This window comes from Bacillus halotolerans (assembly GCF_001517105.1).
Lineage (GTDB): Bacteria > Bacillota > Bacilli > Bacillales > Bacillaceae > Bacillus > Bacillus halotolerans.
Genome location: NZ_LPVF01000002.1, coordinates 21,024 through 45,483 on the forward strand (window position 1 = coordinate 21,024; position 24,460 = coordinate 45,483).

Here is a 24,460-nt window from a genome sequence, read left to right on the forward strand (position 1 = left end):
TAGGATATATTTTTCTATGGATAAAAGGGATATTGGAGGCCATTAAATGGATAAGCGGTTTGCAGTTGTTTTAGCGGCTGGACAAGGAACGAGAATGAAATCAAAGCTTTACAAAGTCCTTCATCCAGTTTGCGGTAAGCCTATGGTAGAGCACGTCGTAGACGAAGCCTTAAAGTTATCTTTAACGAAGCTTGTCACGATTGTCGGACATGGTGCGGAAGAAGTGAAAAAGCAGCTTGGTGATAAAAGCGAGTATGCGCTTCAAGCAGAACAGCTTGGCACTGCTCATGCTGTAAAACAGGCACAGCCATTTCTTGCTGACGAAAAAGGTGTAACGATTGTCATTTGCGGAGATACGCCGCTTTTAACAGCGGAGACAATGGAAGCGATGCTGAAAGAACATACACAAAAAGAAGCAAAAGCTACGATATTGACTGCAGTTGCAGAAGATCCGACTGGATACGGCCGAATCATTCGCGGTGAGAGCGGAGCGGTTCAAAAAATCGTGGAGCACAAGGACGCTTCAGAGGAAGAACGTCTTGTGACTGAAATCAATACTGGAACGTATTGTTTTGATAATGAAGCTCTATTCCGGGCCATTGACCAAGTATCGAACGATAATGTTCAAGGCGAGTATTATTTGCCGGATGTGATAGAGATTCTCAAAAATGAAGGCGAAACTGTTGCCGCTTACCAGACTGGTAACTTCCAAGAAACGCTCGGAGTTAATGATAGAGTTGCTCTTTCTCAGGCTGAATTGTTTATGAAAGAGCGGATTAATAAACGGCATATGCAAAATGGCGTTACGCTGATTGACCCGATGAATACGTATATTTCTCCTGAAGCTGTCATCGGAAGCGATACTGTGATTTATCCTGGAACTGTGATTAAAGGTGAGGTGCAAATCGGAGAAGATACGATTATCGGCCCTCATACTGAGATTATGAATAGTTCAATTGGCAGCCGTACTGTGATTAAACAATCGGTAGTCAATAACAGTAAAGTGGGGAATGATGTAAACATAGGACCTTTTGCTCACATCAGGCCTGATTCTGTCATCGGGAATGAAGTGAAGATCGGGAATTTTGTTGAAATCAAAAAGACGCAATTCGGAGACCGAAGCAAGGCTTCTCATTTAAGCTATGTCGGGGATGCCGAAGTAGGCACAGACGTCAACTTGGGCTGCGGTTCAATTACTGTGAATTATGATGGAAAGAATAAATATTTGACGAAAATTGAAGACGGCGCATTTATCGGCTGCAACTCCAATTTGGTTGCCCCTGTTACAGTCGGAGAAGGCGCTTATGTAGCGGCAGGCTCAACTGTTACGGAAGATGTACCTGGAAAAGCACTTGCTATTGCCAGAGCGAGACAAGTAAATAAAGACGATTATGTGAAAAATATTCATAAAAAATAATCCTAAATTCGGAGGTTTATCCATGTCTAATCAATACGGAGATAAGAATTTAAAGATTTTTTCTTTGAATTCTAATCCAGAGCTTGCAAAAGAAATCGCAGATATAGTTGGAGTTCAATTAGGGAAGTGTTCTGTCACAAGATTTAGTGATGGGGAAGTCCAAATTAATATCGAAGAAAGTATTCGCGGATGTGACTGTTACATCATCCAGTCTACAAGTGACCCCGTTAACGAGCATATTATGGAACTGTTGATTATGGTAGATGCGTTGAAACGCGCTTCTGCAAAAACCATTAACATTGTTATTCCTTATTACGGTTATGCGCGTCAAGACAGAAAAGCTAGATCCCGTGAGCCAATCACAGCAAAGCTTTTCGCAAACCTGCTTGAAACTGCCGGTGCGACTCGTGTCATTGCGCTTGATCTGCACGCACCGCAAATTCAAGGATTCTTTGATATACCGATTGACCACTTAATGGGTGTTCCGATTTTAGGAGAATATTTTGAAGGCAAAAACCTTGAAGATATCGTCATTGTTTCACCGGACCACGGCGGTGTGACACGTGCCCGCAAACTGGCTGACAGACTAAAAGCGCCGATTGCGATCATTGATAAGCGCCGTCCGAGACCGAATGTGGCAGAAGTCATGAATATTGTAGGTAATATCGAAGGGAAGACCGCTATCCTTATAGATGATATCATCGATACTGCCGGCACCATTACACTTGCAGCTAATGCGCTTGTTGAAAACGGAGCAAAAGAAGTTTATGCATGCTGTACACATCCGGTACTATCAGGACCTGCTGTTGAACGGATTAATAACTCAACAATTAAAGAGCTTGTTGTGACAAACAGCATCAAGCTTCCTGAAGAAAAGAAAATTGAACGGTTTAAGCAGCTTTCAGTCGGACCGCTTCTGGCTGAAGCGATTATTCGCGTTCATGAGCAGCAATCTGTCAGCTACCTTTTCAGCTAAACCGATTTTGAAAGGTTTAAACCTTTATCGTTTTGGGTATTGTTTCTAATAGGACAATAAAACGATAATAGGATGGTGCTGAATATGGCAACGTTAACGGCAAAAGAAAGAACAGGTTTCACCCGTTCGTCTCTTCGGGATATCCGTACTTCAGGACATGTTCCAGGTATCATTTATGGAAAAGACACGGCAAACAAACCGGTATCCTTAGACAGTGTGGAACTTATCAAAACACTGAGGGATGAAGGCAAGAATACAGTCATTACACTCGACGTCAACGGAGAGAAGCACGCTGTCATGGTAACAGAGCTGCAAACGGACCCGCTGAAAAATGAGGTCACTCATGCCGACTTCCAAGTAGTCAATATGAGTGAAGAAATTGAAGTGGAAGTGCCGATTCATCTGACCGGAGAAGCAATTGGAGTGAAAAATGGAGGCGTATTGCAACAGCCGCTTTACGCTCTTACTGTGAAGGCGAAGCCAAAAGCAATTCCGCAATCGATCGAGGCAGACATTTCTGGTCTTGATGTAAATGATGTACTCACGATTGAGGACTTGCCTGCCGGCGGTGACTACTCCTATAATCACGAATCAGATGAAGTTGTGGCTTCTATTCTTCCTCCGCAGCAGCAGGATGCTGCAGAAACAGACGCTGAGGAAACTGCCGATGCTCAGCCTGAAGGTGAAAACGAAAATCAATAATAGCTTAAGGCGTAACCCTCCCGCGGTTACGTCTTTTGTGCTAGAATGAGAAGAATTATAGCCCGTGTTAGAGCGGGAGCTTATGTGACTAAGGGAGGATTTGCCATGCTTGTAATTGCTGGCCTCGGAAACCCGGGAAAGAACTATGAAAATACAAGGCATAATGTCGGATTTATGGCAATAGACCAGCTTTCGAAGGAATGGAACATTGAGCTGAACCAGAGCAAATTTAACGGATTATACGGAACCGGATTTGTTTCCGGCAAAAAGGTTCTACTTGTTAAACCGCTTACATATATGAATTTATCAGGAGAATGTTTGCGGCCTTTAATGGATTATTATGATGTAGACAACGAAGATTTAAAAGTCATTTACGATGACCTTGATCTGCCGACTGGCAAGATTCGTCTAAGAACGAAAGGCAGTGCCGGCGGGCATAATGGCATCAAATCATTGATTCAGCATCTCGGAACACCTGAGTTTGATCGCATCCGCATCGGAATCGGGCGGCCAGTGAACGGGATGAAGGTGGTTGATTATGTTTTAGGTGCTTTTACAAAGGATGAAACACCAGCAATTGATGAAGCGATTGGAAAGTCCGTTAAGGCTTGTGAGGCTTCTCTCAGCAAACCATTTTTAGAGGTTATGAACGAATTCAACTCGAAGGTATAAAATACATAATCAAAGTCCATACTACACCAAAATGACTTTTTCATCAGGAGGGTCCCTTGTATGGCTTTGCATTATTATTGTCGTCATTGCGGAGTAAAAGTTGGAAGTCTGGAATCTTCCATGGTATCGACAAACTCACTTGGATTTGAGCACTTAACAAACGAGGAAAGAAACGATATGATTTCATATAAAGACAATGGAGATGTCCATGTTCTTACAATATGTGAAGATTGCCAAGAGGCGCTCGAACGAAATCCGCATTACCACGAACATCACACATTTATTCAATAAAAAGCTTTGGTGTAGACACTAGACCAAAGCGTTTTTCTGTTCTTACAGAAAACAGAGAGGAGGGGCCATATGGACAACATTCAAACCTTTATTAAAGAAAGCGATGACTTCAAATCCATCGTCAACGGTTTAAACGAGGGGCTGAAGGAACAACTGCTCGCAGGTCTTTCAGGTTCCGCGCGTTCTGTTTTTACTGCTGCTCTGGCTAATGAAACGAATAAGCCTATCTTTCTAATCACCCATAATTTATACCAAGCTCAGAAAGTAACGGATGATCTGACTTCACTTCTTGGGGATCGGTCTGTCCTTCTGTACCCCGTCAATGAACTCATATCATCAGAAATCGCGGTGGCTAGCCCTGAACTGCGGGCGCAGCGCTTAGATGTCATTAATAGATTAACAAACGGAGAAACGCCTATAGTTGTTGCTCCAGTAGCGGCTGTCAGAAGAATGCTGCCGCCGGTAGAGGTATGGAAAAACAGCCAAATGCTCATTCAGGTGGGGCATGATATCGAACCGGATCAGCTGGCATCCCGACTGGTAGAGGTGGGATACGAGCGATCTGATATGGTTTCTGCACCCGGTGAATTCAGTATTCGCGGCGGAATTATCGACATTTATCCGCTGACCTCTGAGCATCCGGTCAGAATCGAATTATTCGACACCGAGGTTGATTCCATCCGCAGCTTTAACTCCGATGATCAGCGGTCAATTGAAACCTTGACCTCCATCAGTATCGGTCCGGCAAAGGAACTGATTATCAGAGCTGAAGAAAAAGCACTTGCTATAGAGAAGATGGATAAAGGCCTTGCCGACAGCTTGAAAAAATTAAAGCTCGACAAGCAAAAAGAAATCCTGCATATGAATATTTCTCATGATAAAGAGCGTTTATCTGAAGGCCAGACAGATCAGGAACTGGTGAAGTACCTTTCATATTTTTATGAAAAACCTGCTAGTTTGCTAGATTATACACCTGATAACACGCTTCTTATTTTGGACGAAGTCAGCCGGATTCATGAAATGGAAGAGCAGCTTCAAAAGGAAGAAGCGGAGTTTGTCACAAATCTTCTGGAGGAAGGGAAGATTTTGCATGACATCAGTCTGTCATTCAGCTTCCAAAAAATAGTTGCTGAACAAAGACGGCCTTTGCTGTACTATTCTTTGTTTTTACGCCATGTTCAGCATACGAGCCCGCAAAATATCGTAAATGTATCCAGCAGACAAATGCAGAGCTTCCACGGGCAAATGAATGTACTTGCCGGTGAAATGGAGCGGTTTAAAAAATCAAACTTCACCGTTGTGTTTTTGGGAGCAAATAAGGAACGTACACAAAGACTGTCTTCTGTTTTGGCCGATTATGAAATCGAAGCGGCGATGACTGACAGCAAAAAGGCGCTTGTTCAGGGACAGGTTTATATCATGGAAGGCGAGCTTCAATCAGGATTTGAGCTGCCGTTAATGAAGCTTGCTGTCATTACTGAAGAAGAATTGTTTAAAAACCGCGTGAAAAAGAAGCCTCGAAAACAGAAGCTTACGAATGCAGAGCGCATCAAGAGCTATTCCGAGCTTCAAATTGGTGATTATGTCGTTCATATTAATCACGGGATCGGAAAGTATTTAGGGATCGAAACCCTTGAGATCAATGGAATTCACAAAGACTATTTGAACATTCACTATCAGGGAAGCGACAAGCTTTATGTGCCGGTTGAACAAATTGACCAGGTACAGAAGTATGTCGGCTCTGAAGGAAAAGAACCGAAGCTGTATAAGTTAGGCGGCAGTGAATGGAAGCGGGTTAAGAAAAAAGTAGAAACATCCGTTCAAGACATCGCTGATGACTTAATTAAACTGTATGCCGAAAGGGAAGCGAGCAAGGGCTACGCGTTTTCTCCTGATCATGAAATGCAGCGTGAATTTGAATCGGCGTTCCCTTATCAAGAGACGGAAGATCAGCTCCGCTCTATTCACGAAATCAAAAAAGACATGGAAAGAGAGCGGCCGATGGATCGCCTGCTTTGCGGAGACGTAGGGTACGGGAAAACAGAGGTTGCCATCCGTGCGGCGTTTAAGGCAATCGCTGATGGAAAACAGGTCGCACTGCTTGTCCCGACAACCATTTTGGCTCAGCAGCACTATGAGACCATTACAGAGCGCTTTCAGGACTACCCGATGAATATCGGCCTGCTTAGCCGATTCAGAACAAGAAAAGAAGCAAACGAAACGATCAAAGGATTGAAAAACGGAACGGTTGATATCGTCATTGGGACACACCGACTGTTATCAAAAGATGTTGTTTATAAAGACTTAGGGCTGCTCATCATTGATGAGGAGCAGCGTTTTGGTGTCACCCATAAAGAAAAGATCAAACAGATTAAAGCCAATGTGGATGTATTAACATTAACAGCGACACCGATTCCGCGTACGCTGCATATGTCTATGCTTGGCGTAAGGGATCTCTCGGTGATCGAGACGCCGCCGGAAAACCGCTTCCCTGTACAGACGTATGTTGTGGAATACAATGGTGCCCTAGTCAGAGAGGCGATTGAGCGCGAGCTTGCGCGCGGTGGCCAAGTCTATTTCTTATACAACAGGGTAGAGGATATCGAACGGAAAGCAGATGAGATTTCAATGCTTGTCCCTGACGCGAAGGTTGCGTATGCCCACGGGAAAATGACAGAAAATGAATTAGAAGCTGTCATGCTGAGTTTCCTGGAAGGGGAATCAGACGTTCTCGTCAGCACAACAATCATTGAAACGGGTGTAGATATTCCAAACGTGAATACGCTGATCGTGTTTGACGCCGACAAGATGGGTCTTTCCCAGCTTTATCAGCTGCGTGGACGTGTCGGCCGTTCTAACCGTGTAGCGTATGCGTATTTCACGTATCGCCGGGATAAAGTGCTTACTGAAGTAGCTGAAAAAAGACTGCAGGCGATTAAAGAATTTACGGAGCTGGGATCTGGTTTTAAAATCGCCATGCGCGACTTAACGATTCGCGGAGCCGGAAACCTTCTTGGCGCTCAGCAGCACGGCTTTATCGATTCGGTCGGATTTGACCTCTATTCGCAAATGCTGAAGGAGGCCATTGAAGAGCGGAAAGGCGATACAGCGAAAACGGAGCATTTTGAAACAGAAATTGATCTTGAGCTTGATGCGTACATTCCGGAAACTTACATTCAAGACGGCAAACAGAAAATTGATATGTATAAACGCTTCAGATCTGTGGCTTCAATTGAAGAGAAAAATGAACTTCAAGATGAGATGATTGACAGGTTTGGAAATTATCCAAAAGAAGTTGAATACTTGTTTACCGTAGCTGAAATGAAGGTTTATGCGAAAAATGAACGGGTCGAATTGATTAAGCAAGATAAAGATGCAGTCAGGCTGACCATTTCTGAAGAGGCTAGTGCTGATATTGACGGCCAGAAACTGTTTGAGCTTGGCAACAAATACGGCAGACAAATCGGACTGGGAATGGAAGGGAAAAAACTCAAAATTTCCGTTCAAACGAAAGGCAAGGCTGCGGATGAATGGCTCGAAACCGTGCTGGGCATGCTGAAGGGCCTTAAAGATGTGAAAAAACAAACCATTTCATCAACGTAAATTTTGTTACTCTCTGGTGTATATTACATTTGATGTGACGGATACTAATTTCAAGCGAGGCGGAAGGTACATAAAGTAACTGCTTTAGGTCTTTCCCACATTGTATAACCATCAAATGAAAGAGAGGCACCAGAGATGAAAGCAACCGGTATCGTACGTCGTATTGATGACTTAGGACGGGTCGTGATTCCTAAAGAAATTCGCAGAACGCTGAGAATCAGGGAAGGCGATCCGCTTGAGATTTTTGTAGATCGTGACGGAGAAGTTATTTTGAAAAAATACTCTCCGATAAGTGAACTTGGAGACTTCGCAAAGGAGTATGCAGACGCGCTTTATGACAGTCTTGGCCACTCAGTGCTTATCTGTGACCGTGATGTCTACATTGCCGTCTCCGGAAGTTCCAAAAAAGACTACTTAAACAAGCCGATCAGCGAAATGCTGGAAAAAACAATGGATCAGAGAAGTTCCGTGCTTGAGAGTGATGCAAAATCCGTGCAGCTTGTGAATGGCATAGATGAAGATATGAGTTCGTATACTGTCGGTCCGATTGTGGCGAATGGCGACCCGATAGGTGCGGTCGTGATTTTTTCAAAGGATCAGACGATGGGCGAAGTAGAGCATAAAGCCGTTGAAACAGCAGCTGGGTTTTTGGCTCGTCAAATGGAACAGTAGGTCTTATTACAATTATCAAAATAGGTATAGAAAGAACAGCTCTCCTTGGGACGCTGTTCTTTTTTGTGCAGGCCGAAAAAGGATTCCAAGGGTTGGGATATGGTATAATAACCTCGTTTTTATTTGTACCAAGGTCATTGCACACTCTGCATGGCCCCTGACGTTGGGAAGGAGCTTTTGGATGGATGATTCAATACGCGTCAAACGGCATTGGATGTGGCAGGGGGCATTTGTTTTAATTCTGGCAGGCGTTATTTCAAAAATACTAAGCGCCGTTTACAGAGTCCCATTTCAAAACATTGTCGGCGATGTTGGATTTTATATATATCAGCAGGTATACCCTTTTCTCGGTATTGCCGTCATGCTTTCAACATCAGGATTTCCGGTGATTATTTCTAAACTGATGAATGATTATAGTGAAAAAAGCCATAACACCATAATGAAAATTTCAGCGCTGGTTTTATCGGTAATAGGTGTTTTTTTATTTCTGTGTTTATATATGGGAGCTGTTCCGATCGCTCTGTTTATGGGTGATTCGCATCTCGCCCAGTTAATACAAGTAACTGCCTATGCGTTTCTTCTGTTTCCATTTGTCGCGCTGCTCAGAGGCGTTTTTCAAGGGAGGCACAATATGCTTCCGTCCGCTTTATCGCAAATCATGGAACAGTTTCTGCGGGTAGCGGTGCTTTTAGGATTATCTTTTTGGCTCATCAAAAAGGGTGCCTCGCTTTATACTGCGGGAGCGGCAGCTGCTTCTGGTTCTCTTGCCGGAAGTTTGATTGCGCTAATCATCCTCGTCTTTTTTTGGTTCAAAACGAAAAAGCCTGAAAAAGCGGAAATAGAAAAAGAAAATCACATTACAACAAATCAATTAATTAAGAAACTGCTTTTATATTCGGTCACGATCTGTGTCAGCAGCCTGCTGCTTTTGTTTATTCAGCTTGTCGATGCGCTGAATTTATATTCTTTGCTGTCTGGCGGTGAGGTGAGTGAAGAAGCAAAGCGGCTGAAAGGAATTTATGACCGGGGGCAGCCTCTTTTGCAGCTCGGTTCTGTTTTCGCAATGGGCATCGGGACCTCACTCGTACCGTTGATTTCAAAGGCGGTAAAGGACAATCAGATGCTGGTGATGAAACAAAGAGTGACGTCTTCCTTAAAGCTGTGTCTTGCGATTGGCGTTGCGGCGTCTGCCGGTCTCATCTGCATCCTCAAGCCGGTCAACATTATGCTGTTTCAAAATGGTGAAGGAACAGCTGCGTTACAGATATTTAGCTGCTCCATTTTGTTTGCGTCCTTGGCGGTCACGGCTGCTGCTGTCTTACAGGGAACGGGAAACACGGTGTTTCCTGCAATAGCGGTAGGCGCAGGCGTGGCTGTGAAATGGGTGTTAAATACCTTTTTGGTTCCGCGTTATGGAATTGAAGGGGCTTCATTTGCGACAGCGGCTACCTTTGCGGCTGTCGCCGGCCTTAATTTATATCGCTTGCGGCAAAAAGAATGGCTGGACAAGCTGAGAGGCGTTATGCTTCCGATTATTGGGTCCGCTTTATTGATGTCGGCTGTCTTGCTTGCTTATTTACGCCTTTGGTCTTTTCTGTTTGATGCGGAAGGAAGAGGATATGCGGCGGTTGAAAGTGTTTCTGCTGTCGCCATTGGAGGCGCGGTGTTTATTTATTGTATGATGAAATTGGGAATATTTACGGATGAAGAGCTCAACAGTGTGCCTTTTGGCAGCAAGTTAAGCAAACTCACAAGAAGGAGAGAACAAAATGGCAGGTAACATTACAGTCGTCGGGCTTGGCGCCGGAGACATGGACCAGTTGACAATTGGCATACATAAGCTGCTGACAAAGGCGGACACTCTGTTTGTCAGAACAAAAGACCACCCTTTAATTCAGGAGCTAGAAAGCGAAGCGAAGAACATTCGTTATTTTGATGATATATATGAGAAGCATGACCAGTTTGATGCGGTATACGAAGAAATTGCTGACATTCTCTTTGGAGAAGCGAAGCATCAGGACGTTTTTTATGTGGTTCCGGGGCATCCATTTGTAGCGGAAAAAACAGTACAGCTGCTGACGGAGCGGCAGGAAGAAAAAAACATTCAGGTGAAAGTCGCGGGAGGACAAAGTTTTCTTGATGCCACTTTTAATGCCTTGCAAATTGATCCCATTGAAGGCTTTCAATTTGTGGATGCCGGCACATTGAGCGCGGATGAGCTTGAGCTCAGACATCACCTGATCATTTGTCAGGTTTACGACCAAATGACTGCATCCGAAGTGAAGCTGACATTAATGGAGAAGCTGCCGGATGATTATGAAGTTGTGATTGTAACGGCCGCCGGAAGCCGCGATGAGGATATTCGGAGAGTGCCTTTATTTGAATTGGACCGTAATGTCGCCATGAATAACTTAACAAGTGTGTATATTCCGCCGATTAAAGAAGAGAAGCTGCTGTACCGGGAGTTCTCCGCGTTTCGGCGCATCATCAGAGAGCTTCGCGGGCCTAACGGCTGTCCGTGGGATAAAAAGCAGACTCATCAGTCATTAAAACAATACATGATTGAAGAGTGTTATGAACTTCTCGAAGCAATTGACGAAGAAGACACAGACCATATGATCGAAGAGCTTGGCGACGTTTTGCTTCAGGTCCTGCTTCACGCGCAAATCGGTGAAGATGATGGTTATTTCACAATAGATGATGTGATTAAAGGGATCAGTGAAAAAATGGTCCGAAGACATCCCCATGTGTTTAAAGATGTTAAGGTTCAGGATGAAAACGATGTTTTGGCAAATTGGGAAGATATTAAAAAAGCCGAAAAACATACATCTGAAGAATCCTTGTTAGACAACGTCCCGAAAACCCTTCCTGCTCTTTCTAAAGCTGCTAAACTTCAGAAAAAAGCGGCAAAAGTCGGTTTTGACTGGGAAGATGTGAGTGATATTTGGGAAAAGGTGAATGAGGAGATGGAGGAATTTTCTTCGGAGGTTTCTGAAGACCCTCTTGAACACAATCTCAAGGCCGAATTTGGCGACGTTCTCTTCGCCTTGGTAAATGTAGCCCGCTTCTACAAAATAGAACCGGAGGAAGCATTGGCGATGACAAACGATAAATTCCGGAGACGTTTCTCTTATATTGAGCAAACAGCGAAGGAAAAGGGAATCGAGCTGGCTACTATGTCTCTTGAGGACATGGACAATCTGTGGAATGAAGCAAAAGAAACTGAGAGGAGATCGTAATATGAGATTAGATAAATTTTTAAAAGTATCACGGCTGATTAAACGACGTACACTAGCGAAGGAAGTAGCTGATCAAGGCAGAATCTCCATTAACGGAAATCAGGCTAAAGCAAGCTCAGACGTAAAACCTGGAGATGAATTAACGGTCCGCTTCGGCCAAAAGCTTGTAACGGTACAAGTGAATGAGCTCAAAGACACGACGAAAAAAGAAGAAGCCGCAAACATGTATACGGTGCTAAAGGAAGAAAAACTCGGCGAATAGGCTTGTTCTAAAAGAATCCCCCTCCTCATACAATGCAGTAATAATGCTAAAAGTATCGAGGATATGGGGGCTGAATAGATGAATTCATATTATGAACAAAAAGGTTCTTCTTCTGTTCCGGAACAGCACGATGTGACAATGAAAGGCCGGAAACATTTAGATATTTCTGGGGTTAAGCAAGTTGAAAGCTTTGATAACGAAGAATTCCTGCTGGAAACAGTGATGGGAATGCTCTCAGTCAGAGGCGAAAACCTTCAAATGAAAAATCTTGATGTAGAAAAAGGGATTGTTTCGATCAAAGGCAGGGTATTTGATTTAGTGTATTTAGACGAGCAACAAGGGGATAAAGCTAAAGGGTTTTTTAGCAAGTTGTTTAAATGACGCTGACGACACAATTCTATACAATGCTGGCGATGTCCGGTATGGGCCTCTGGCTTGGCGCGTCGCTTGATACGTACAGGCTCTTTGTCATTCGTGCCAGAACAGCCAGGTGGCTTTTATTTATTCATGATATTCTTTTCTGGATTTTGCAGGGGCTGCTCTTCTTTTATGTCTTGCTTCATGTAAATGAGGGAGAATTCAGGCTGTACATTTTTTTGGCGGTTCTGCTGGGCGTTGCGACGTATCAAAGCCTTTGCAAACGAATCTATATAAAAATACTGAAATTCGTCATTTATCTTGTTGTTTCTGTTTATCAATTCTTTAAAAAGCTCATTCAGCACGTGTTATTTCGTCCTATTGTGTGGACATGCGGAGTCATCATCTGGCTGGTCACGTTTCTCTTTCAGAGAACATACCGCCTGATCGGTTTTCTCATGTTATGTCTTTATAAAATAGTCATGGTTCTGTGTTTTCCGATCCGCTTTATCGTTAAACAATGTATGAAACTTCTTCCTGAAAAACTGCGTCTAACTTTCAGACGATATTTTCAAAAAGGTGCAGGATTTCTAAAAAAGAAGAAGAAACTATTGGTAACCATAAGAACGACCATTACACGTTTTTTGAAGAGATGAAAGGAGGACCGTCTGATTTGAATTTTTCCAGGGAACGAACGATAACTGAAATACAAAACGACTATAAAGAAAAAGTAGAGCGGCAAAATCAGCTGAAGAAAAGAAGAAGAAAAGGGCTGTACAGACGGTTGACTGTATTCGGCGCCCTCGTATTTCTGACGGCAATTGTACTGGCAAGCTCTGTATGGAGCCAAACATCTTCCCTTAGCGCAAAAGAAGAAAAGAAAGAACAGCTTGAAAAAGAACTGAAGAATTTAAAGACAAAGCAAACGGATTTAAAAGAAGAAATATCCAAATTAAAAGATGAAGATTACGTCACAGAGCTTGCCAGAAGAGACTTATTCATGTCTGGAGACGGTGAAATAATCTTTAATGTGGAGAAGAAGAACAAGTAGCCTTGTTGACACTTAAATTTTTATTTAGGTATAATTAAGCAAACGATCTTTTTATAAGCCTAAGGAGGAGCACTTTTTTTATGTCGATTGAAGTGGGCAGCAAGTTGCAAGGGAAAATTACAGGTATTACAAATTTTGGAGCATTTGTTGAATTGCCTGGAGGCTCAACCGGTCTCGTTCATATCAGTGAGGTAGCCGATAATTATGTTAAAGACATTAATGATCACTTAAAAGTCGGCGACCAAGTTGAAGTGAAAGTCATCAACGTTGAAAAAGACGGGAAAATTGGTTTATTTATTAAAAAAGCTAAAGACCGTCCGCAAGCCAGACCTAGAAATGATTTCCGTCCGAAAGAATCTTTTGAACAGAAAATGAACAAGTTTTTAAAAGATAGCGAAGATCGCTTGTCATCTTTAAAACGCAATACGGAATCAAAACGTGGAGGGCGCGGAGCAAGAAGAGGATAACTTGCTGCTTTCTATAAATAAATGAAGCATCCGTTCGTCCCAACGGGTGCTTTTTTTATATGCTCCCTCAAGGTAAGAGTCAGAAAATTATAACATTAAAGTTTCTGTTGACGAAAAGGACAAACCTTTGTATTATATAACTTGTGCTTAGAAGCACAAAACAATATGGCGGTGTAGCTCAGCTGGCTAGAGCGTACGGTTCATACCCGTGAGGTCGGGGGTTCGATCCCCTCCGCCGCTACCATATTTGTTAGGCCCGTTGGTCAAGCGGTTAAGACACCGCCCTTTCACGGCGGTAACACGGGTTCGAATCCCGTACGGGTCATACTGAAAAATCGGTTTCTGTTACAGAAGCCGATTTTTTTCATTTTTAGACATCTTTCTGGAAATTCTCCGCATAAACGAATTTCAGGGCAGAAACCGTCGAAGACTTCTTTGGTATACTTACCTTCTTTTGACAAAATCCTATCTGTGCTTTCGCTATAATGACAGGCAACGAATATAACAGGTGGGAGATGAGAGAAATGGAAAAAGCAGAAAGAAGAGTGAACGGGCCAATGGCGGGACAAGCTTTTGAAAAACTCCAATCGTTTTTTAACAGGGGAGCGAAGCTGGTGACTCATCATTTGCATTCACTGTTTTTCTATAAAGGATTCATTTATGTCGTCATCGGGTTTTTGCTTGGACGAGCTTTCATATTATCCGAGGTCCTTCCTTTCGCCCTTCCTTTCTTTGGGGCAATGCTTCTGATCAGAAGAGACAAGGCGCTGTATGCAGTGCTGGCTGTGCTTGCAGGTGCAATGACAATTTCTCCAAAGCACTCATTACTCATATTAGCGGCGTTGCTTGCATTCTTCGTGTTTTCTAAAGTAGCATCCTTCATCACAGATGATCGTGTGAAAGCCCTTCCGGTTGTCGTGTTCCTCTCCATGGCGGCGGCAAGAGCGGGTTTTGTTTACGCTCAGAATGGCGCGTTTACAACCTATGATTATGTGATGGCTGTTGTAGAAGCGGGGCTGTCCTTTATTTTAACGCTGATTTTCCTCCAAAGCCTTCCGATTTTTACAGTGAAGAAAGTAAAACAATCCTTAAAAATAGAAGAAATCATTTGCTTTATGATTCTGATTGCTTCGGTGCTGACTGGACTTGCAGGCTTGTCCTATCAAGGGATGCAGGCAGAACATATCCTGGCCCGTTATGTTGTATTAAGCTTTTCCTTCATCGGCGGTGCAAGCATCGGCTGTACAGTGGGTGTCGTGACAGGCCTGATTCTCGGCTTAGCCAATATCGGAAATCTCTATCAAATGAGTCTGCTCGCTTTTTCGGGCTTATTAGGCGGTTTGCTGAAAGAAGGAAAAAAAGCGGGTGCGGCAATCGGGCTGATTATCGGCTCGCTTCTTATTTCTTTATATGGAGAAGGCTCTGCCGGTCTGATGACAACGCTCTATGAGTCATTGATAGCAGTCGGCCTGTTTCTGCTCACGCCTCAGTCCATTACAAGAAAAGTGGCGAGATATATTCCGGGCACTGTGGAACATCTTCAGGAGCAGCAGCAATACGCGAGAAAAATCAGAGATGTCACTGCTCAAAAGGTGGATCAGTTCTCCAATGTATTTCATGCATTGTCAGAAAGCTTTGCAACCTTTTATCAAGCGTCTGACGAACAAACAGATGACAGCGAGGTCGATCTGTTTTTAAGCAAAATTACAGAGCATTCCTGTCAAACGTGCTACAAGAAAAACAGGTGCTGGGTTCAGAACTTTGATAAAACATATGATTTAATGAAACAAGTTATGCTGGAAACAGAGGAAAAAGAGTATGCTTCAAACAGAAGGCTGAAAAAAGAGTTTCACCAGTATTGCTCTAAATCGCGTCAGGTTGAAGAGTTGATAGAGGATGAACTTGCCTATCATCATGCGCATTTAACCCTTAAGAAAAAAGTGCAGGACAGCAGGCGGCTTGTAGCTGAACAGCTCTTGGGTGTTTCAGAGGTCATGGCAGACTTTTCTCGGGAAATAAAAAGGGAGAGGGAGCAGCACTTTATCCAAGAAGAACAAATTATTGAGGCTCTTCAGCATTTTGGAATAGAGATTCAGCAGGTGGAGATTTACAGCCTTGAACAGGGAAACATTGATATTGAAATGACAATCCCATTCAGCGGGCATGGAGAAAGTGAAAAAATCATAGCACCTATGCTTTCTGACATTTTGGAAGAGCAAGTTCTTGTGAAAGCCGAGCAGCATTCTCCGCATCCAAATGGATACAGCCATGTCGCGTTTGGATCAACAAAATCGTACAGAGTGTCTACGGGTGCGGCTCATGCGGCGAAGGGCGGCGGCCTTGTCTCCGGCGACAGCTACAGCATGATGGAGCTAGGCGCAAGAAAATATGCAGCTGCTATCAGCGACGGCATGGGCAATGGCGCGAGGGCTCACTTTGAAAGCAATGAAACGATAAAACTTCTTGAAAAGATCCTTGAATCAGGAATTGATGAAAAAATAGCGATCAAAACGATCAACAGCATACTGTCTCTGCGGACAACCGATGAAATATATTCCACGCTCGATCTTTCTATTATCGACCTTCAGGATGCGAGCTGTAAGTTTTTAAAGGTTGGATCAACACCGAGCTTTATCAAACGGGGTGAGCAGGTGATGAAAGTCCAAGCGAGCAATCTGCCAATCGGCATTATTAACGAATTCGACGTTGAGGTTGTGAGTGAGCAGCTGAAGGCGGGAGACCTCCTGATCATGATGAGTGACGGTATTTTCGAAGGCCCTAAACACGTGGAAAATCATGATTTATGGATGAAGCGCAAAATGAAAGGGTTAAAAACAGATGATCCGCAGGAAATTGCTGACTTACTTATGGAGGAAGTGATTCGCACAAGATCAGGCCAAATTGATGATGATATGACGGTTGTTGTCGTCCGAATTGATCACAATACACCAAAGTGGGCGTCTATTCCCGTTCCGGCTATCTTTCAAAGCAAACAAGAAATTTCATAACGCTTCCGTATAAATCAATTTTCTTCTGGCGAAGATGGAACTATATGAATCTGAGAATCATCGTATTCTCCAGGAGGAATGAATGTGAACAACGGACGTTTGAATCAAATTCTGCTGATAACGGATGGCTGCTCAAATCATGGTGAAGACCCGCTTGCTATGGCTGCTTTTGCTAAAGAGCAAGGGATTACAGTAAATGTCATAGGTATAATGGAAGAAAACAAAATTGACCACGAGGCTATGAAAGAAGTCGAAGGGATTGCGCTTGCTGGAGGCGGCGTGCATCAGGTCGTTTACGCATCACAGCTTTTGCAAACGGTTCAAATGGTAACGAAAAAAGCAATGACGCAAACCCTGCAAGGGGTGGTGAATCAAGAACTGAAGCAAATCCTGGGAAAGAATGTGGAAATGGAGGAGCTTTCTCCGGAAAAACGCGGCGAAGTCATGGAAGTGGTAGATGAACTGGGAGAAACGGTGCATCTTCAGGTTTTGGTTCTCGTTGATACAAGCGCTAGTATGGCGCCAAAGCTGCCTACAGTGAAAGAAGCACTGATTGACTTGTCCGTGAGTCTTAACTCCCGAATAGGGAATAACGAATTTGCGATGTGTATATTTCCCGGGAAAAAACAAGAGGTCGAGCTTGTGCTGAATTGGACACCGAAGCTGCAGTCTCTTTCCACACTCTTTGCGAAGCTATCGACAGGCGGCATCACGCCGACAGGTCCGGCGATTCGTGAAGCGACACAGCAATTCGAAAAAATCCGCTCAAGAAGGAGCATGCTGGCAGATGATGAACGACACTTTGACGAGTTTGGCATGTAGCCTCAAGCCAGGAACGAGAGTAAAGGGCAAGTGGAATGGAAATACTTACACACTGCGTAAACAGCTTGGAAAAGGGGCCAATGGAATTGTGTATTTGGCAGAAGCATCAGATGGACATGTTGCCTTAAAGGTAAGTGATGACAGCCTGTCTATTACTTCTGAAGTGAATGTCTTAAAATCTTTTTCAAAGGCCCAGTCCGTAACGATGGGGCCTTCTTTTTTTGACACTGATGATGCCTTTATTCCCAGTGCTAATACAAAAGTTTCATTTTATGCAATGGAATACATAAAAGGCCCGCTGCTTTTACAGTTCGTCAGTGACAAAGGAGCAGAATGGATTCCGGTCTTGATGATTCAGCTGTTAACCAGCTTATCCGTGCTTCATCAGCAAGGGTGGATATTCGGCGACCTTAAGCCGGATAATCTGATTGTCACCGGCCCGCCGGCCAGAATCCGCTGCATAGATGTAGGCGGAACAACCAAGGAGGGCCGAGCGATAAAAGAGTATACCGAGTTTTACGATAGAGGATATTGGGGGTATGGGACAAGAAAAGCAGAGCCCTCTTACGACTTGTTTGCGGTTGCTATGATTATGATCAACTGTGTACATAAAAAGGAATTCAAAAAAACAAGCCAGCCAAAGGACCAGCTGCGATCTCTAATCGAGGGCAGTCCGGTGCTGCAAAAGTATAAAAAAGTGCTTATTTCTGCTTTAAATGGCCATTATGATTCCGCTGACGAGATGAAAAGAGAGATGCTCGCAGCAGGGCAAAAGGCAGCGCAAAGAAAACAGGCTGGAAAAACGCCAACTTCGGCGCAATCTATCTCAAGACAAAGACAGCAAAACATGCGTCAGGGTAAAGTAACACAGACGAGATATGCACCTAAAAAGAAGGGCGCTAAGTCCGGAGGGTTATTCGAAACCGCTCTTATCGTAATCAGTGTTTTGGCGCTTTATTTCGCTTACATTATCTTTTTCCTTATTTGACAGCCGCAATCTGCAATACCCATGCTTCTTCTTTGCTTGGAAGGATTGAAAGTGATAGGATATGAATATCTTTAAAATACCTGCTCATTGTGAGGAGGACATTGTGAACAGTGTCAAAGATTTTTTTATCAAACACAATCTTACGTTAAAAGGGGCGACAATTATTGTAGGCGTTTCCGGCGGTCCGGATTCGATGGCTCTCCTTCACGCGCTTCATGCGTTATACGGCCGTTCAGCCAATGTGATTGCGGCTCACGTAGACCACCGGTTCAGAGGGGCGCAATCTGAGGAAGACATGCGTTTTGTCCAAGCGTATTGTGAGGCTGAACACATCAAATGTGAAACGGCTCAAATCAATGTAACTGCGTATGCTGAGAAAAACGGTCTCAACAAGCAGGCAGCTGCCCGTGATTGCCGATATCAGTTTTTTAAGGAAGTGATGTCCAAGCATCAAGCGGATTATCTTGCACTTGCTCATCATGGAGATGATCAGGTTGAAACAATGCTTATGAGGCTGGCCAAAGGCACACTCGGAGCTGGACTTGCCGGAATGCAGCCGGTAAGACGGTTTGAAACGGGACAGATGATCAGACCATTTCTAGCCATTACAAAAGAAGAGATTCTTCATTATTGCCATGAAAACGCTTTGAGCTACCGGACGGACGAAAGCAACGCCAAAGATGATTACACTAGAAACAGATTCAGAAAAGCAGTGCTCCCTTTTTTGAAACAGGAATCACCGGATGTGCATAAAAGGTTTCAGAAAGTAAGCGAAGCACTGACTGAAGATGAGCAATTCTTACAGTCATTAACGAAAGAAGAAATGAATAAAGTAATCACAAGCCAGTCTAAAATATCAGTTGAAATCAATTCCTCTCAATTGCTTGCCCTCCCGATGCCTTTGCAAAGAAGAGGAGTTCAACTAATATTAAACTATCTTTATGAAAACGTTCCATCATCCTTTTCAGCTCATCATATTCAGCAGTTTTTGGATTGGGCGGATAAGGGCGGTCCTTCAGGAGTACTGGACTTTCCGAAAGGACTGAAGGTGGTCAAATCATATCAGACATGTTTGTTTACATTTGAACAATGGCAGTGCAAAAAGGTTCCCTTTGAATATCAAATAAGCGGAGCTGCCGATGAGACGGCAGTGCTCCCAAACGGATTTCTGATAGAGGCAAAGCGAAACGCGGAACCTCTTGAAGGACATGGGAATTCTGTTTTTATTACAAGTCAAGATAAGGTGAGATTTCCCTTGACGATCCGGACAAGAAAAGCCGGCGATCGGATAAAACTAAAAGGGATGAACGGCTCGAAAAAGGTAAAGGATATATTTATTGATAAGAAATTGCCTCTGCAAGAAAGAGACAACTGGCCGGTTGTGACGGATGCAAGCGGTGAAATTATCTGGATACCGGGCTTGAAAAAATCCATTTTTGAAGATCTTGTGATTCCAAACAGTGACCGCATTGTATTACAATATAGACAGCATGAAAAGTGTAGGGGGCAAGCATAATCATGATGAAACATGATATTGAAACAGTTCTGATCTCAGAGGAAGAGATACAAGAGAAAGTAAAAGAGTTAGGTGCAGACTTAACAAGTGAGTATCAAGATAAATTTCCGTTGGCAATCGGTGTGTTAAAAGGAGCTCTTCCTTTTATGGCGGATCTTATCAAGCATATTGATACATATTTGGAAATGGATTTCATGGATGTATCAAGCTACGGAAAATCTACGGTTTCATCTGGAGAAGTAAAAATCATTAAAGATTTGGATACATCTGTAGAGGGCCGGGACATCTTAATTATTGAAGATATCATCGACAGTGGGTTAACCTTAAGTTATCTAGTAGAGCTCTTCCGATACCGTAAAGCAAAATCAATTAAGATTGTTACCCTTTTGGATAAACCAAGCGGAAGAAAAGCGGACATTAAAGCAGACTTCGTAGGCTTTAAAGTTCCTGACGCGTTTGTAGTGGGTTACGGACTTGATTATGCTGAGCGCTATCGCAATCTGCCTTATATCGGAGTGTTAAAACCGGCAGTTTATGAAAGCTGATCGGCAGCCTGCTTCCGAGATGGTTATTGGTTGTATTGGAATGATTTTCTATGGTACTATTGAACATAGTTGTGCTTACTGTGGGAGGAGGTAAGGAATGAATCGGGTCTTCCGTAATACCATTTTTTATTTACTTATTTTATTAGTAGTAATCGGGGTTGTGAGCTACTTCCAGACCTCAAATCCGAAAACAGAAAATATGTCGTACAGCACGTTCATCAAAAACCTGGATGACGGGAAAGTTGATAGCGTGTCGGTTCAGCCTGTCAGAGGTGTTTATGAGGTAAAGGGACAGCTGAAAAATTACGACAAGGATCAATACTTTTTGACTCATGTTCCTGAAGGAAAGGGAGCAGACCAGATCTTTAATGCTATAAAAAAGACAGATGTAAAGGTTGATCCCGCTCAAGAAACAAGCGGATGGGTGACGTTCCTGACGACCATCATCCCATTTGTCATTATCTTTATTCTGTTCTTCTTCCTGCTCAATCAAGCTCAAGGCGGCGGCAGCCGTGTCATGAACTTTGGTAAGAGTAAGGCGAAGCTATATACAGAGGAAAAGAAACGCGCCAAATTCAAAGACGTTGCAGGGGCAGACGAGGAGAAACAAGAACTTGTGGAAGTTGTTGAATTTCTGAAAGATCCCCGCAAGTTTGCCGAGCTTGGCGCAAGAATCCCTAAAGGTGTGCTTTTAGTCGGACCTCCGGGTACCGGTAAAACACTTCTTGCAAGAGCATCAGCCGGTGAAGCCGGTGTACCTTTCTTCAGCATCAGCGGATCTGATTTCGTTGAAATGTTTGTAGGTGTCGGTGCTTCCCGTGTGCGTGACTTGTTCGAAAACGCGAAAAAGAATGCGCCGTGTTTGATCTTCATTGATGAAATTGACGCAGTCGGACGCCAGCGTGGAGCGGGTCTCGGCGGCGGACACGATGAACGTGAACAGACGCTCAACCAATTGCTTGTTGAAATGGACGGATTCAGTGCCAATGAAGGAATTATCATCATTGCCGCAACGAACCGTGCGGACATCTTGGACCCAGCCTTACTTCGTCCGGGACGTTTTGACCGTCAAATCACAGTGGACCGCCCAGATGTAATTGGACGTGAAGCTGTATTGAAAGTCCATGCGAGAAACAAACCGCTGGATGAAACGGTAAACCTGAAATCGATTGCCATGAGAACACCTGGTTTCTCAGGCGCTGACTTAGAAAACCTATTGAATGAAGCTGCTCTTGTGGCGGCTCGTCAAAACAAGAAAAAAATCGATGCTCGCGACATTGATGAAGCTACGGACCGTGTTATTGCCGGACCAGCTAAGAAAAGCCGCGTCATCTCCAAGAAAGAACGCAATATCGTGGCATATCACGAAGGCGGACACACCGTTATCGGACTCGTTTTAGATGAGGCTGATATGGTTCATAAAGTAACGATTGTTCCTCGGGGCCAGGCTGGCGGTTATGCAGTTATGCTACCAAGAGAAGACCGTTACTTCCAGACAAAGCCGGAGCTGCTTGATAAAATTGTCGGTCTCTTGGGCGGACGTGTTGCTGAAGAAATTATCTTTGGTGAAGTCAGCACAGGAGCGCACAATGACTTCCAGCGTGCGACAAATATTGCAAGACGAATGGTTACAGAATTCGGTATGTCAGAAAAACTGGGACCGCTGCAATTTGGACAGTCTCAGGGTGGCCAGGTATTCTTAGGCCGTGATTTCAACAACGAACAAAACTACAGTGATCAAATTGCCTACGAAATTGATCAGGAAATTCAGCGCATTATCAAAGAGTGTTACGAGCGTGCGAAAACAATCCTGACAGAAAATCGTGACAAGCTTGAATTGATTGCTCAGACGCTTCTGGAAGTTGAAACACTGGATGCTGAACAAATCAAACACCTTGTCGATCACGGAACATTGCCTGAGCGTAAGTTCTCTGATGATGAGAAGAACGATGATGTCAAAGTAAACATTCTGTCAAAAACAGAAGACGAAAAGAAAGACGATACGAAAGAGTAACGCTTTCTGATAAAAACTGCCGGCTGACGCTGGCAGTTTTTTTATGTGAATCCCGCCTCTGCTGCCGCCTTTTCAATCATCCAATTATGGTATCGATTTGTTTACAAATGAGCCGCCGATCGTGTATGGTATTGTAGAATGTTTGTAAAAGTAATGATAGAGAAACTATTCAAAAGTGGTGATAGAGGTTGTTACTTGTTATTGATGTGGGGAACACCAATACTGTACTTGGTGTATATCATGATGGTGAATTAGAATATCACTGGCGTATAGAAACAAGCAGGCATAAAACAGAAGATGAGTTTGGGATGATTCTGCGCTCTTTATTTGATCATTCAGGTCTCATGTTTGAACAAATAGAAGGCATTATTATTTCTTCAGTTGTGCCGCCAATCATGTTTGCGTTAGAGAGAATGTGCACAAAATACTTTCATATCGAACCGCAAATTGTCGGTCCCGGTATGAAAACCGGTTTAAATATAAAGTACGACAATCCGAAAGAAGTAGGCGCTGACAGAATCGTAAATGCTGTTGCGGCCATTCACTTGTACGGCAATCCTTTGATTGTTGTTGATTTCGGTACAGCCACAACGTACTGTTATATCGATGAAAACAAACAATATATGGGCGGAGCGATTGCGCCTGGAATTACAATTTCGACTGAGGCGCTGTACTCGCGTGCGGCAAAGCTTCCGCGTATTGAAATCGCCCGGCCTGACAATATTATCGGAAAAAGCACTGTAAGCGCGATGCAATCAGGAATTTTATTTGGCTATGTCGGCCAAGTGGAAGGAATCGTAAAACGCATGAAATGGCAGGCAAAACAAGAACCGAAAGTCATTGCGACAGGCGGTCTTGCGCCATTAATCGCAAACGAATCAGATTGTATAGACATCGTTGATCCATTCTTAACCCTAAAAGGGCTGGAATTGATTTATGAACGAAACCGCGTGGGAAGTGTATAGGAGGTTTTGCAATGGATTATTTAGTAAAAGCGCTGGCGTATGACGGAAAAGTTCGCGCATATGCTGCAAAAACGACTGATATGGTGAATGAAGGACAGAGACGGCATGATACATGGCCGACAGCATCCGCTGCACTAGGCCGTACAATGACAGCTTCACTAATGCTTGGTTCTATGCTGAAAGGTGATGATAAGCTGACAGTGAAAGTGGAAGGCGGCGGGCCAATCGGCGCGATTGTTGCTGATGCGAATGCTAAAGGGGAAGTCAGGGCATATGTCTCAAACCCGCATGTTCATTTTGACTTGAATGAACACGGCAAGCTGGATGTCAGACGAGCTGTTGGAACAGATGGAACATTAAGTGTTGTAAAAGATTTAGGGCTGCGCGAGTTCTTCACAGGGCAAGTAGAAATCGTTTCCGGAGAACTGGGGGAAGATTTTACGTACTATCTTGTATCATCGGAGCAGGTTCCTTCTTCTGTAGGTGTCGGCGTGCTTGTTAACCCAGACAACACCATTTTGGCGGCAGGAGGTTTCATTCTTCAGCTCCTTCCGGGAACAGATGATGAAACCATTACAAAAATTGAACAGCGTTTATCTGTAGTAGAACCTATTTCTAAACTGATTCAAAAAGGGCTTACACCGGAAGAGATTTTGGAAGAAGTCTTAGGAGAAAAGCCTGAGATTTTGGAAACCATGCCTGTTAAATTCCATTGCCCTTGTTCAAAAGAGCGTTTTGAAACAGCCGTTTTAGGACTAGGCAAAAAAGAAATTCAAGATATGATAGAAGAAGATGGACAAGCCGAAGCAGTATGCCATTTTTGTAATGAAAAGTACTTATTTACAAAAGAAGAGCTGGAGGAGCTTCGAGACCAAACGACCCGCTAAGCTCTT

General features: G+C 43.6%; 22 protein-coding genes and 2 tRNA genes. All 24 read left to right on the plus strand.

Annotated features, from left to right (window positions below; translation table 11 throughout):
* Positions 1 to 46: 46 nt before the first annotated feature.
* The 24 genes from glmU (at position 47) to hslO (ending at position 24,454) form a co-directional block, all read left to right on the plus strand.
* The gene (gene glmU / locus AU387_RS02235; protein WP_024123619.1) at positions 47 to 1,417 is read left to right on the plus strand and encodes a bifunctional UDP-N-acetylglucosamine diphosphorylase/glucosamine-1-phosphate N-acetyltransferase GlmU; all 1,371 of its coding nucleotides are present in this window, start codon (positions 47 to 49) and stop codon (positions 1,415 to 1,417) included.
* Positions 1,418 to 1,439: 22 nt separating this feature from the next.
* Complete coding sequence (locus tag AU387_RS02240; RefSeq protein WP_003218353.1) at positions 1,440 to 2,393, plus strand: ribose-phosphate diphosphokinase; 954 nt, start codon at positions 1,440 to 1,442, stop codon at positions 2,391 to 2,393.
* Positions 2,394 to 2,477: 84 nt separating this feature from the next.
* Entirely contained in the window at positions 2,478 to 3,095 is a 618-nt protein-coding gene (locus tag AU387_RS02245) for a 50S ribosomal protein L25/general stress protein Ctc (protein ID WP_044153494.1), read from the plus strand.
* Positions 3,096 to 3,200: 105 nt separating this feature from the next.
* Positions 3,201 to 3,767: an aminoacyl-tRNA hydrolase gene (gene pth, locus AU387_RS02250; RefSeq protein WP_059334664.1), complete on the plus strand. Its 567-nt coding sequence runs from the start codon at positions 3,201 to 3,203 to the stop codon at positions 3,765 to 3,767.
* 60 nt (positions 3,768 to 3,827) lie between these two features.
* The gene (gene fin, locus AU387_RS02255; protein ID WP_024123622.1) at positions 3,828 to 4,058 is read left to right on the plus strand and encodes an anti-sigma-F factor Fin; all 231 of its coding nucleotides are present in this window, start codon (positions 3,828 to 3,830) and stop codon (positions 4,056 to 4,058) included.
* A 69-nt stretch (positions 4,059 to 4,127) separates the two neighbouring features.
* Positions 4,128 to 7,661, plus strand: coding sequence for a transcription-repair coupling factor (gene mfd / locus AU387_RS02260; RefSeq protein ID WP_059334665.1), 3,534 nt, complete (start codon positions 4,128 to 4,130; stop codon positions 7,659 to 7,661).
* Positions 7,662 to 7,796: 135 nt separating this feature from the next.
* The gene (gene spoVT, locus AU387_RS02265) at positions 7,797 to 8,333 is read left to right on the plus strand and encodes a stage V sporulation protein T (protein ID WP_024123624.1); all 537 of its coding nucleotides are present in this window, start codon (positions 7,797 to 7,799) and stop codon (positions 8,331 to 8,333) included.
* Positions 8,334 to 8,514: 181 nt separating this feature from the next.
* Positions 8,515 to 10,113, plus strand: a complete 1,599-nt coding sequence (locus AU387_RS02270; RefSeq protein WP_059334667.1) for a putative polysaccharide biosynthesis protein — start codon at positions 8,515 to 8,517, stop codon at positions 10,111 to 10,113.
* A complete protein-coding gene (gene yabN, locus AU387_RS02275) occupies positions 10,103 to 11,572 on the plus strand; it encodes a bifunctional methyltransferase/pyrophosphohydrolase YabN (protein ID WP_059334669.1) in 1,470 nt (489 codons plus the stop codon). The genes AU387_RS02270 and yabN overlap by 11 nt, the downstream gene beginning before the upstream one ends.
* A gap of 1 nt (position 11,573) precedes the next feature.
* Positions 11,574 to 11,834 carry an RNA-binding S4 domain-containing protein gene (locus tag AU387_RS02280; protein WP_024123627.1) on the plus strand — a complete coding sequence of 87 codons (261 nt, stop codon included), beginning with the start codon at positions 11,574 to 11,576 and terminating at the stop codon, positions 11,832 to 11,834.
* A 78-nt stretch (positions 11,835 to 11,912) separates the two neighbouring features.
* Positions 11,913 to 12,215 (plus strand): sporulation protein YabP, encoded by a 303-nt coding sequence (gene yabP, locus AU387_RS02285; protein ID WP_024123628.1) that lies wholly within the window; start codon positions 11,913 to 11,915, stop codon positions 12,213 to 12,215.
* Positions 12,212 to 12,847: a spore cortex biosynthesis protein YabQ gene (yabQ, locus tag AU387_RS02290; protein WP_059334671.1), complete on the plus strand. Its 636-nt coding sequence runs from the start codon at positions 12,212 to 12,214 to the stop codon at positions 12,845 to 12,847. The genes yabP and yabQ overlap by 4 nt, the downstream gene beginning before the upstream one ends.
* A gap of 17 nt (positions 12,848 to 12,864) precedes the next feature.
* Entirely contained in the window at positions 12,865 to 13,242 is a 378-nt protein-coding gene (divIC, locus tag AU387_RS02295; protein WP_010332711.1) for a cell division protein DivIC, read from the plus strand.
* A gap of 80 nt (positions 13,243 to 13,322) precedes the next feature.
* Entirely contained in the window at positions 13,323 to 13,709 is a 387-nt protein-coding gene (locus tag AU387_RS02300; protein ID WP_059334673.1) for a S1 domain-containing RNA-binding protein, read from the plus strand.
* A gap of 167 nt (positions 13,710 to 13,876) precedes the next feature.
* Positions 13,877 to 13,953: transfer RNA gene (locus AU387_RS02305), tRNA-Met, on the plus strand.
* 9 nt (positions 13,954 to 13,962) lie between these two features.
* Positions 13,963 to 14,034, plus strand: a tRNA-Glu gene (locus AU387_RS02310).
* 199 nt (positions 14,035 to 14,233) lie between these two features.
* Positions 14,234 to 16,717 carry a stage II sporulation protein E gene (gene spoIIE / locus AU387_RS02315; RefSeq protein WP_044153485.1) on the plus strand — a complete coding sequence of 828 codons (2,484 nt, stop codon included), beginning with the start codon at positions 14,234 to 14,236 and terminating at the stop codon, positions 16,715 to 16,717.
* A gap of 84 nt (positions 16,718 to 16,801) precedes the next feature.
* A complete protein-coding gene (locus AU387_RS02320) occupies positions 16,802 to 17,539 on the plus strand; it encodes a vWA domain-containing protein (RefSeq protein WP_063623099.1) in 738 nt (245 codons plus the stop codon).
* Positions 17,505 to 18,527 (plus strand): protein kinase domain-containing protein, encoded by a 1,023-nt coding sequence (locus AU387_RS02325; RefSeq protein ID WP_059334677.1) that lies wholly within the window; start codon positions 17,505 to 17,507, stop codon positions 18,525 to 18,527. Before AU387_RS02320 ends, AU387_RS02325 begins: the two co-directional genes overlap by 35 nt.
* Before the next feature lie 103 nt (positions 18,528 to 18,630).
* Positions 18,631 to 20,043: a tRNA lysidine(34) synthetase TilS gene (gene tilS / locus AU387_RS02330; protein ID WP_059334679.1), complete on the plus strand. Its 1,413-nt coding sequence runs from the start codon at positions 18,631 to 18,633 to the stop codon at positions 20,041 to 20,043.
* Positions 20,044 to 20,045: 2 nt separating this feature from the next.
* Entirely contained in the window at positions 20,046 to 20,588 is a 543-nt protein-coding gene (hpt, locus tag AU387_RS02335; RefSeq protein ID WP_038954341.1) for a hypoxanthine phosphoribosyltransferase, read from the plus strand.
* Positions 20,589 to 20,685: 97 nt separating this feature from the next.
* Positions 20,686 to 22,602 (plus strand): ATP-dependent zinc metalloprotease FtsH, encoded by a 1,917-nt coding sequence (gene ftsH / locus AU387_RS02340; protein ID WP_059334681.1) that lies wholly within the window; start codon positions 20,686 to 20,688, stop codon positions 22,600 to 22,602.
* 188 nt (positions 22,603 to 22,790) lie between these two features.
* Positions 22,791 to 23,567, plus strand: coding sequence for a type III pantothenate kinase (locus tag AU387_RS02345; RefSeq protein ID WP_044153475.1), 777 nt, complete (start codon positions 22,791 to 22,793; stop codon positions 23,565 to 23,567).
* Between the two features lie 11 nt (positions 23,568 to 23,578).
* Positions 23,579 to 24,454: a redox-regulated molecular chaperone HslO gene (gene hslO / locus AU387_RS02350; protein WP_044153473.1), complete on the plus strand. Its 876-nt coding sequence runs from the start codon at positions 23,579 to 23,581 to the stop codon at positions 24,452 to 24,454.
* Positions 24,455 to 24,460: the final 6 nt, after the last annotated feature.

Excerpts from the sequence above, each read along its gene's own strand:
- ftsH (WP_059334681.1), top strand. The coding sequence starts at position 20,686 with ATGAATCGGGTCTTCCGTAATACCATTTTTTATTTACTTATTTTATTA.
- hslO (WP_044153473.1), top strand. The coding sequence starts at position 23,579 with ATGGATTATTTAGTAAAAGCGCTGGCGTATGACGGAAAAGTTCGCGCA.
- yabQ (WP_059334671.1), top strand. The coding sequence starts at position 12,212 with ATGACGCTGACGACACAATTCTATACAATGCTGGCGATGTCCGGTATG.
- fin (WP_024123622.1), top strand. The coding sequence starts at position 3,828 with ATGGCTTTGCATTATTATTGTCGTCATTGCGGAGTAAAAGTTGGAAGT.
- AU387_RS02270 (WP_059334667.1), top strand. The coding sequence starts at position 8,515 with ATGGATGATTCAATACGCGTCAAACGGCATTGGATGTGGCAGGGGGCA.
- AU387_RS02280 (WP_024123627.1), top strand. The coding sequence starts at position 11,574 with ATGAGATTAGATAAATTTTTAAAAGTATCACGGCTGATTAAACGACGT.
- spoIIE (WP_044153485.1), top strand. The coding sequence starts at position 14,234 with ATGGAAAAAGCAGAAAGAAGAGTGAACGGGCCAATGGCGGGACAAGCT.
- hpt (WP_038954341.1), top strand. The coding sequence starts at position 20,046 with ATGATGAAACATGATATTGAAACAGTTCTGATCTCAGAGGAAGAGATA.
- yabN (WP_059334669.1), top strand. The coding sequence starts at position 10,103 with ATGGCAGGTAACATTACAGTCGTCGGGCTTGGCGCCGGAGACATGGAC.
- glmU (WP_024123619.1), top strand. The coding sequence starts at position 47 with ATGGATAAGCGGTTTGCAGTTGTTTTAGCGGCTGGACAAGGAACGAGA.
- AU387_RS02300 (WP_059334673.1), top strand. The coding sequence starts at position 13,323 with ATGTCGATTGAAGTGGGCAGCAAGTTGCAAGGGAAAATTACAGGTATT.
- mfd (WP_059334665.1), top strand. The coding sequence starts at position 4,128 with ATGGACAACATTCAAACCTTTATTAAAGAAAGCGATGACTTCAAATCC.
- AU387_RS02325 (WP_059334677.1), top strand. The coding sequence starts at position 17,505 with ATGATGAACGACACTTTGACGAGTTTGGCATGTAGCCTCAAGCCAGGA.
- AU387_RS02245 (WP_044153494.1), top strand. The coding sequence starts at position 2,478 with ATGGCAACGTTAACGGCAAAAGAAAGAACAGGTTTCACCCGTTCGTCT.
- yabP (WP_024123628.1), top strand. The coding sequence starts at position 11,913 with ATGAATTCATATTATGAACAAAAAGGTTCTTCTTCTGTTCCGGAACAG.
- pth (WP_059334664.1), top strand. The coding sequence starts at position 3,201 with ATGCTTGTAATTGCTGGCCTCGGAAACCCGGGAAAGAACTATGAAAAT.
- spoVT (WP_024123624.1), top strand. The coding sequence starts at position 7,797 with ATGAAAGCAACCGGTATCGTACGTCGTATTGATGACTTAGGACGGGTC.
- AU387_RS02240 (WP_003218353.1), top strand. The coding sequence starts at position 1,440 with ATGTCTAATCAATACGGAGATAAGAATTTAAAGATTTTTTCTTTGAAT.